This is a genomic window from Longimicrobiaceae bacterium (genome assembly GCA_035696245.1).
Taxonomy (GTDB): Bacteria; Gemmatimonadota; Gemmatimonadetes; order Longimicrobiales; family Longimicrobiaceae; genus DASRQW01.
Window position 1 is genome coordinate 1 of sequence record DASRQW010000098.1, and the last position, 7,762, is coordinate 7,762.

Genomic DNA, 7,762 nt, shown 5'->3' on the forward strand with positions numbered 1-7,762 from the left:
AAGTACGGCGCCGACGTGATCAAGACCTGCGCGACGGGCGGCGTGCTCAGCGAGGGCGACGCCGTGGGCGTCCCGCAGTACACGTTCGAGGAGATGAAGGCGCTGGTGGACGAGGCGACCAAGCTGGACCGCAAGGTCGCCGCCCACGCGCACGGCGCCGAAGGGATCAAGATCGCGGTGCGCGCCGGGGTCACGTCCATCGAGCACGGCTCGTTCCTGGACGAGGAGGGCGCGGCGATGATGGCGCAGCACGGGACCTGGCTGGTGCCCACCATGATGGCGGGCGAGGCGGCGGTGCGCGCGGCCGACAACGGCGCGCTCACCGGCCTTCGCGCCGAGAAGGCCCGCGCGGCCGGTCAGGCCATGCGCCACGCCACGCGCATCGCCATGCAGCACCACGTGAACATCGCGCTGGGCACCGACGCGGGCGTGGGCCAGCACGGCGGCAACGGCCACGAGTTCACGCTCATGGTGGAGTGGGGCGGCCTCACGCCCATGCAGTCCATCACCGCCGGCACGCTGAACGCCGCCAAGCTGCTGGGCTGGGACGCGCGCCTTGGCACCCTCGCCGCCGGCAAGCTCGCCGACGTCGTCGCGGTCCCCGGCGACCCCACGGCCGACATCCACGCCATGGAGCACCCGCTGTTCGTGATGAAGAACGGCGTGGTCTACAAGGCCCCCGGACAGCCCGCGCCGATCCCGAACTACTGACGTTTTCCGGCGACGGGAGATGCGGGGCGGATCGGCACGCTGCCCATCTCCCGTCCGCCCGGTCCTCGCCGCCTAACAGCGTTTCTTCCCGGCTCGGTCCTTCTTCCGACGGGAGGCACGGCTTCGCATCTCCATTCCAACCAACACCAGCGTGAACGTGGCCGTGCCGGCAGAAGAGGCTCTTCCCAGACGACCCGGCATCCGGGCGGCATATACATCAAACTTCGGAGAGACGCGGCGGGGAATCGCTGCCGTCCAGGCACGCGGCAGCCGGATGCGCGTGGTGCGCACCGTCGCCTGGGTGGTGTTGGCGGGGACGATCGCGGGCGGCGTGGTGGGGCTCGTCCCCGGGTGGGCCGTTTGGGACGTGGTGCTCTTTCCGTTGGTCCTGCTCGTGGTGTTCTGGGTGCTGCCCTTCCAGATCGCGTGGACGCAGCGCCGCACCAGCCCCATCTGGACGGCCGAGCAGAGCGCTGTATTCGACGAGGGCGGCATCACGGCCACGGGTTTGGGAGCGGCGGGCGTGCGCGGCTGGGCGTCGATCCGGCGAGTGGTGGCCACGCGCGAGTTCCTGCTGTTCTACCTCGCCGAGGGCTCGGGCTTCTTCATCCCGAAGCGCGCTTTCGCCACGCCTGGCGACGTGGCGGCGGTGCAGTGGCTGGCGGCGGAGCATGGCGGTGGCAGCGAGGCCGCTCCGGCCCCCGCGCTGCCGGAGCTGGACGGCACCGATGTCGTGGCGGCTGCGGAGTGGACGGCGGAACCGGGCGAACGCTACCGTGTGCTGCGGGCGATCTCCCGGCACGGTCGCGAGCCAGGGAAGAAGCGCATCAAGGCATTCCTCGCGATCCTGCTCCTCGCGTTGTACGCGGCCGCCCTGGCCGTGCTGTCCGCCAGCGGACCCGCCGTGGCGTGGCTGGGTTCGCGCAGGTGGGTGGCTGGCGCGGTCCACGGCCGGCGTGCGGGGGTGGCCGTGTGGCCGGGAGGCCTGCGCACCGTCTCCTCCAGCGGACTGGCGGAGTTAGGCTGGGACGCGTTCCCATCCGCCGTCGAGACGACGGAGCTCTTTCTCTTCTTCATCGGCGGGACGCAGGCCGTCTACCTGCCCAAGCGATTTCTCGGCGCGCGAGAGATCGACGCGGTTCGCGCCGTGGTCCGCGAGAAGATGGGCGAGAAGGCCCTGCTTCTCGGCTGACGAGCGGCGGGTCCGAACCGCCTTCGGCCGATCTCCACTGCGCATCCCGGCTCTCTTCCCACCTTTCCCTATCTCCCCACTCCATGTCGATCCAGATGCTGTACGTGCTGCCCCTGCGGTTGCTCGCGTTCCTGCTCGTGGCCGTCAGTGTGGTGTTCGCGGTGGGGGGCGTGACCGTCGCGCGGCGGCGCGGGTGGCAGGTGCACCCGGACGACAACACGGCCGCGGGCTTCATCCACGCGTTCATCGGCGTGCTGTACGCGGTGGCGCTGGGGCTGATCGTGGTGATGGTGCAGGGCGAGTACGGCGACGTGGAGAACGCCGCCGTCCGCGAGGCGAGCGCGGCCAGCGACCTGTACCGCACCATGGATGGCATCCGGGAGCCCGCGCGGACGCAGCTCCAGACGGAGGTCAGCGGCTACGTGGACCTCGTGGTGAAGGAGGAGTGGCCCGCCATCCGCCGGGGCGATGACAGCCCGCGGACCTGGTACGCCATCGACGACCTGGCGCGCCACATCACCCGGTTCGACCCTGCGACGCCGCGCGAGGAGAACCTGCACTCCGACATGCTGGAAGACGTGCACGGGCTGCTGGACGCGCGGCGCGAGCGCATCCACATGGGCCAGGACGGCATCGGGGGGGTGACGTGGACGGTCATCGTGCTGGGTGCCGCGATCACGCTGGGGTTCGCGTGCCTCTTCCAGATGCGCAGCCGCCGCGCGCAGCTGGTGATGACGTCGCTGATGGCCACCATGTTCGCGCTGATGATGTTCCTCATCATCGCCATGGACCACCCGCTGTGGGGCGACCTGAGCGTGGACCCCGGCGCCTTCGTCTCCGTGCAGCAGAACATCCACCGCGTCCACGAAGGACGTTAGATTCGGGTCGCTCGGGAGATGCGCATCGTTCGGTCTCCCCGTCACGGCGGCCCTTCCGCCCATGCGACCCGCTTCACCAGACCCGCAGATGTCCAGCACCGAGCCCGTCTTCAAGGATCACTTCTCCGGCCACGCCGGCGACTACGCACGGCACCGCCCGCGCTATCCGGATGCGCTGTTCGCTTTCCTGGCGGATGCCGCACCGTCGCGCGAGCGGGCGTGGGACTGCGCCACCGGCAACGGCCAGTGTGCGCTGGGTCTGGCGCCGCATTTCCGCAGCGTGGTCGCCACGGACGCGAGCGAGGAGCAGATCCGCGCCGCCTTCCCACACGAGCGCGTCTCGTACCGCGTCGCGCCGGCGGAGGCGCCGGGGCTGGAGGCCGCGTCGGTCGATCTCGTCACCATCGCGCAGGCGCTGCACTGGTTCGACATCCCGCGCTTCTTCGCCGAGGCGCAGCGGGTGCTGCGGCCCGGCGGCGTGCTGGCCGCGTGGTGCTACGGGCTGATGAACGTCTCGGACGAGGTGGATCCCATCATCGACCGGCTGTACGGCGTCACCACCGGGCCGTACTGGCCGCCGGAGCGCCGCATGGTGGACGGCGAGTACCGCTCGCTGGACTTCCCGTTCGAGCCGGTGCCCACGCCGGTCTTCCACATGGAGCAGGACTGGACGCTCCAGGACGTGCTCGGCTACCTGGGCACCTGGTCCGCCACCAAGCGCTACATCGAGGCGAACGGCGCCGATCCCATCGCTGCGGCCACTCCGGAGCTCGCGGCCGCGTGGGGCGACCCGGACGCGCGGCGGCGCGTGCGCTGGCCCATCCACCCACGCGTGGGACGGACGCCGTCGCTCTGACGCTTCTCCGTAAGCGGGGGGCTTTACCGGCGGACGGCGCGGAGAGAGATTCCACGCGCCCGGCCACACCCGCGCGCCGGCTACCCAACAGCACCGCATCTTTCTTCCGACGCTTCCGCTGCGCATCTCCGGAGTCCCCTTGAGCCGCACAGTCCTTCTCGCCGCCGCGCTCCTCGCGTGCGGCGCCGCCCTCGCCACGCGCGCGCATGCCCAGCGCGGGCCCGACGCGCGCCGGCCGCAGGCGCGTCCCGGCCCCGCCCGCCGCGACACCGCGCGCGCCCCCCTCCGCCTGTGCGCGGGCGGCGACGTGACGCTGGGTACCAACCTCGACACCGCCTGGGTGTGGACGGCGTCCGACCGCGCCGGCTATCGCGTGGCCGCGTTCCCCGACCCGGACAGCATCCTCGCCCCCGTGCGCCGCCTGGTACGTGACGCCGACGTGGTGCTGCTCAACGTGGAGGGCGCCATCGGCACGGGCCCCTCCATCCGCAAGTGCGGCCCCGCGTCCACCAGGTGCTTCGCCTTCCGCCAGCCGATCGGGACCGCTGCAGCGCTGCAGCGCGTGGGCTCCGACTCCGCCGAGGTGATCGGCAACGTCGCCAACAACCACGCGGGAGATGCGGGGCCGTCCGGCATCCGCCAGACGCTGCGCCATCTCGCCAACGCAGGCGTGCACGCGACCGGCGCCGACACGCTCGCCACACCGGTGGTCACCGCGCGCGGCGACACCGTGGCGTTCCTGGGCTTCAGCCAGTGGAACGGGCCGGACCCGCGCGATCTTGCCGCGGTGCGCCGCCACGTGCGCCGCGCCGCCGCGCGCTGGCCGCGCCTAGTCGTGACCATGCACATGGGCGCCGAGGGCGGCCGCGCCCAGCGCACGCCTGACCGCGACGAGATGTTCCTGGGCGCCAACCGCGGCAACGAGGTCGCCTTCGCGCACGCCGCCGTGGATGCGGGCGCGGACCTCGTCATCGGCCACGGCCCGCACGTCATGCGCGCCGCCGAGCAGCGCGGCGACGCGCTGATCCTGTACTCGCTGGGCAACCTGGCGACCTACGGCCCCTTCTCCCTCTCCGAGCCGCTGAACCGGGCCGCCGTCGCCTGCTTCTCCCTTGCGCCGGACGGGCACGTGGTGGAAGGCCGCCTGAAGGCGACGAAGCAGCGCGTCCCCGGCATCCCTTCTCGCGACCCCTCGGGCCGCGCGCTGGCGCTGGTGGACTCCCTCGGCCGCCTGGACTTCCCGCGCACCTATATCCCCGTTTCCGCCGACGGCCAGCTCCTCTTCGTACTCCGCGAGGAAGTCGGCCTGGCATCTCCGGCCCGCCGCCGCACGCCCCGCCCGCGCGCCTCCGGAGCAGCGCCGCGGTCGTAGTGCGTGGCCGCAGAAGCGGTCATGCGCGCTGTGTGGAAGGTGTCGCTGGGGAAACGGTGCCCCCTCCCCCGGCCCCTCCCCGCAAGCGGGAGAGGGGAGAACTGCTTGCGGGGGATAGATTTGCGTCACCTTGGAATCAGTTGCGAGGGGCTGTGGATAAAACAAATGGCGTTCAGAGCGGCGGAGCAGCATCGCGATAGCGCATCAGCACTGCTCGCGGACACCTCGGTTCGCTTCCCAGGCTGCGGCACCGAATGCCTGCCATAGCCCGCCATCGCGTACAAACCCTCCTCCCACCGTGATTTAGCTCCCCTCCCCCAGGCAGTTTTGGGGGAGGGGCTGGGGGAGGGGGCCCTCTCCGCACACGAAAAAGCCGCCCCGGTCACCTCGACCGGAGCGGCTTCGTATTTCATGCTTTCGGCAGATGGGCGGCGATGCGCCGGTTGCCGATTACGCGTCGTCCTACCGCTGCGCGACCGAGGTGGTGCTGTCGCCGCTCGAGAGGAAGCGGCGGACGCCGGCCCAGGCCTTGATGAGCGGCGACGCGGGCCGGTCCAGGTTGCTCTCGATCACCCGCCCGGCCAGGCTGCTCGCGTGGATGTAGCGCCCGTTGCCCACGTAGATGCCCACGTGGCTCACGCGCCCGGTGCCGAAGGTGAGGATGTCGCCGGGGAGGAGCTGCGAGACGTCGCGGGGAACCTCGTGGCCCGTGCGCGCCATCTGCGCGGCGGTGCGGGGGAGCTGCACGTCGAAGGCACGCATCAGGTAGCGCACGAAGCCGCTGCAGTCGAACCCTTCGGGAGACGTGCCGCCGAAGATGTACCGCCGCCCGATCTGCCGGCGAGCCATCGCCACGATGGAGTCGCGCTGCTGCTGGGTGGCCGCCTCGCGCCGGGCGCCTGCCAGGCCCTGCTGCGCCACCGCGGCCGACGGGCCCAGTACCAGTCCGGAAAGCACGAGCGCCCGCAGGGCGGGATGTCGAAAACGCTTCAAAGCTCGGGGAGATCGCGGGTGGAACGGCCGGCGCCAGGGGCGTGCCGCTGACCGGAGCGCGTCCCCCACGAAACGGGACGGCCCAGGCGGCGCCGGGGGATGTGCTGCATGGGTCTGTGAAGACGGGGGAAGCTACCCCCGGCCACGGGGGCGGTCAACACCTTCGGGAGCAACGTCTTATCTGACCTGCGGGTCGGTTCTCGTAGCGGGTTGCGACGCAACGGGATACGGCCGTGTCACGAATCCGCGACTCCGCCCCGTCTTCGGGCATGCCGCGGGAGATGCGCGGCGCTCGGTTCTCGGTACGTCGGATGTTTGCATTCGAAGTGGATGCTGCACATCGACTTCGGTACATGTCGGGGATGCGTCTCGCGGGCCGCCAATCCAACGGCTACGCGGTTCCTCCGCTCCCACGGCGGCGGAGAGCGTGGACACGCGAGCGGCGGGGCGGCATCTTGCCATCAGCGTCCATCCCACCCCATCGAACCGTGATCCCCATGCTCCGTTCGCGACTCGCCCTCTCCGCCGCGGGTGCCGCGGCGGTCTTCGCCCTCGCCTGCTCGCCGGCTCCCGTGCGCGCGGCGGGACCGTCGCCCGCCGTGCATCTCCCGTCCCGCACTTCCGCCGCGGCGCCGGTCGATACCGCCGCTCTCCGGCGCGCGCTGGAGGAGATGATGCGCGGTTACCCCGGCGTCGCCGGCCTCAGCGTGCGCAACCTGCGGACGGGCGAGGCCGTCTCCATCCGCGGCGGCGAGACCTTCCCCAGCGCGTCGCTGATCAAGACCGCCGTGCTGGTCACGCTGCTCGACGAGGTACGGAAGGGCAGCGTGGGCCTGGACGAGCGCGTGACGATGATCCGCCGCGACCGCGTGCCGGGCTCCGGCATCCTCTTCTCGCTGGACGGCGGCCTCCAGCCCACGGTGGGCGACCTGGCGCGCATGATGATCTCGCTCAGCGACAACACGGCGACCAACCTGCTGCTCGACAAGCTGAACATCCGCACGGTGGGGGCGAAGATGGACTCGCTCGGCCTGCCGCACACGCGCATCCACAGCAAGGTGTACCTGCGCGTCTCCAGCGTGGCGCCCGACTCATCGGTCAAGTACGGCCTGGGCGTCACCACGCCGGACGAGATGGTGCGCCTGTTCGCGCTGTTGGACGCGGGCCGCGCCGTCTCTCCCGCGCTGGACTCGCTGGCACTGGCCATGTTTCGCGACAACCAGGACTACACCAAGCTCACGCGCTGGCTGCCGGAGAACACCGTGGTCGCGCACAAGACGGGCGAGGTGGATGCGGCCCGCAACGACTGCGGCATCGTGTACGGGCCCGACGCGCCCGTCGCCATCTGCGTGATGACGCGCGAGAACCGCGACACCTCGTATGCCGTGGACAACCCCGCGCACCTGCTCATCGCCCGCATCTCGCGCGAGGTCTTCCGCCGCTTCAACCCGTCCGCCCAGCTCCCGCCGCTCCCCGTGATCTGATCCGGCCCTGGTCGGTCGATGTTGTCGGTCGATGTGATGGGAGATGCGAGGGCGGGCATCGGGAGATCGATGGCAACGGCGCCCGCGGCCTAATCGCGGTCGTGCCGCTCAAAGTCGGCGTTGAATTCAAAGATGGCGCGCCTTCCGGAATCCGAAGCCGGAGCGGAACTTGCGGAAACGTTCGTGCCGCCGGATGCGGATTTTCGCATCCGCGGCGGACACCACGAACTACAGGCGCGCACGTGAAGATCACCTGCATCAACTGCGGCGCGGAGA

Annotated in this window: 8 protein-coding genes; 6 read left to right on the forward strand and 2 right to left on the reverse strand. The window is 70.9% G+C overall.

Going from position 1 to position 7,762, the window contains the following annotated elements:
* The 5 genes from VFE05_04420 to VFE05_04440 all read left to right on the forward strand — a co-directional run.
* A partial coding sequence (locus VFE05_04420; GenBank protein ID HET6229301.1) for an amidohydrolase family protein occupies window positions 1–711 on the forward strand: 711 nt, incomplete at its 5' end.
* 280 nt (window positions 712–991) lie between these two features.
* Window positions 992–1,903: a YcxB family protein gene (locus VFE05_04425; protein HET6229302.1), complete on the forward strand. Its 912-nt coding sequence runs from the start codon at window positions 992–994 to the stop codon at window positions 1,901–1,903.
* Between the two features lie 83 nt (window positions 1,904–1,986).
* Complete coding sequence (locus tag VFE05_04430; GenBank protein HET6229303.1) at window positions 1,987–2,781, forward strand: hypothetical protein; 795 nt, start codon at window positions 1,987–1,989, stop codon at window positions 2,779–2,781.
* Window positions 2,782–2,869: 88 nt separating this feature from the next.
* Entirely contained in the window at window positions 2,870–3,637 is a 768-nt protein-coding gene (locus VFE05_04435; GenBank protein ID HET6229304.1) for a class I SAM-dependent methyltransferase, read from the forward strand.
* Between the two features lie 139 nt (window positions 3,638–3,776).
* Window positions 3,777–5,009 carry a CapA family protein gene (locus VFE05_04440; protein ID HET6229305.1) on the forward strand — a complete coding sequence of 411 codons (1,233 nt, stop codon included), beginning with the start codon at window positions 3,777–3,779 and terminating at the stop codon, window positions 5,007–5,009.
* A gap of 462 nt (window positions 5,010–5,471) precedes the next feature.
* Here VFE05_04440 and VFE05_04445 read toward each other — a convergent pair whose 3' ends face one another.
* Window positions 5,472–6,002: a C40 family peptidase gene (locus tag VFE05_04445; GenBank protein ID HET6229306.1), complete on the reverse strand. Its 531-nt coding sequence runs from the start codon at window positions 6,000–6,002 to the stop codon at window positions 5,472–5,474.
* Window positions 6,003–6,499: 497 nt separating this feature from the next.
* On the opposite strand from VFE05_04445, the gene VFE05_04450 reads away from it, so the two are divergent.
* Entirely contained in the window at window positions 6,500–7,486 is a 987-nt protein-coding gene (locus tag VFE05_04450; protein HET6229307.1) for a serine hydrolase, read from the forward strand.
* 89 nt (window positions 7,487–7,575) lie between these two features.
* On the opposite strand, the gene VFE05_04455 is transcribed toward VFE05_04450, so the two are convergent.
* A partial coding sequence (locus VFE05_04455) for a hypothetical protein (GenBank protein ID HET6229308.1) occupies window positions 7,576–7,762 on the reverse strand: 187 nt, incomplete at its 5' end.

Bases quoted from the DNA above. Each gene is read 5' to 3' on its own strand.
- VFE05_04450 (HET6229307.1), top strand. From the start codon at position 6,500: ATGCTCCGTTCGCGACTCGCCCTCTCCGCCGCGGGTGCCGCGGCGGTC.
- VFE05_04430 (HET6229303.1), top strand. From the start codon at position 1,987: ATGTCGATCCAGATGCTGTACGTGCTGCCCCTGCGGTTGCTCGCGTTC.
- VFE05_04435 (HET6229304.1), top strand. From the start codon at position 2,870: ATGTCCAGCACCGAGCCCGTCTTCAAGGATCACTTCTCCGGCCACGCC.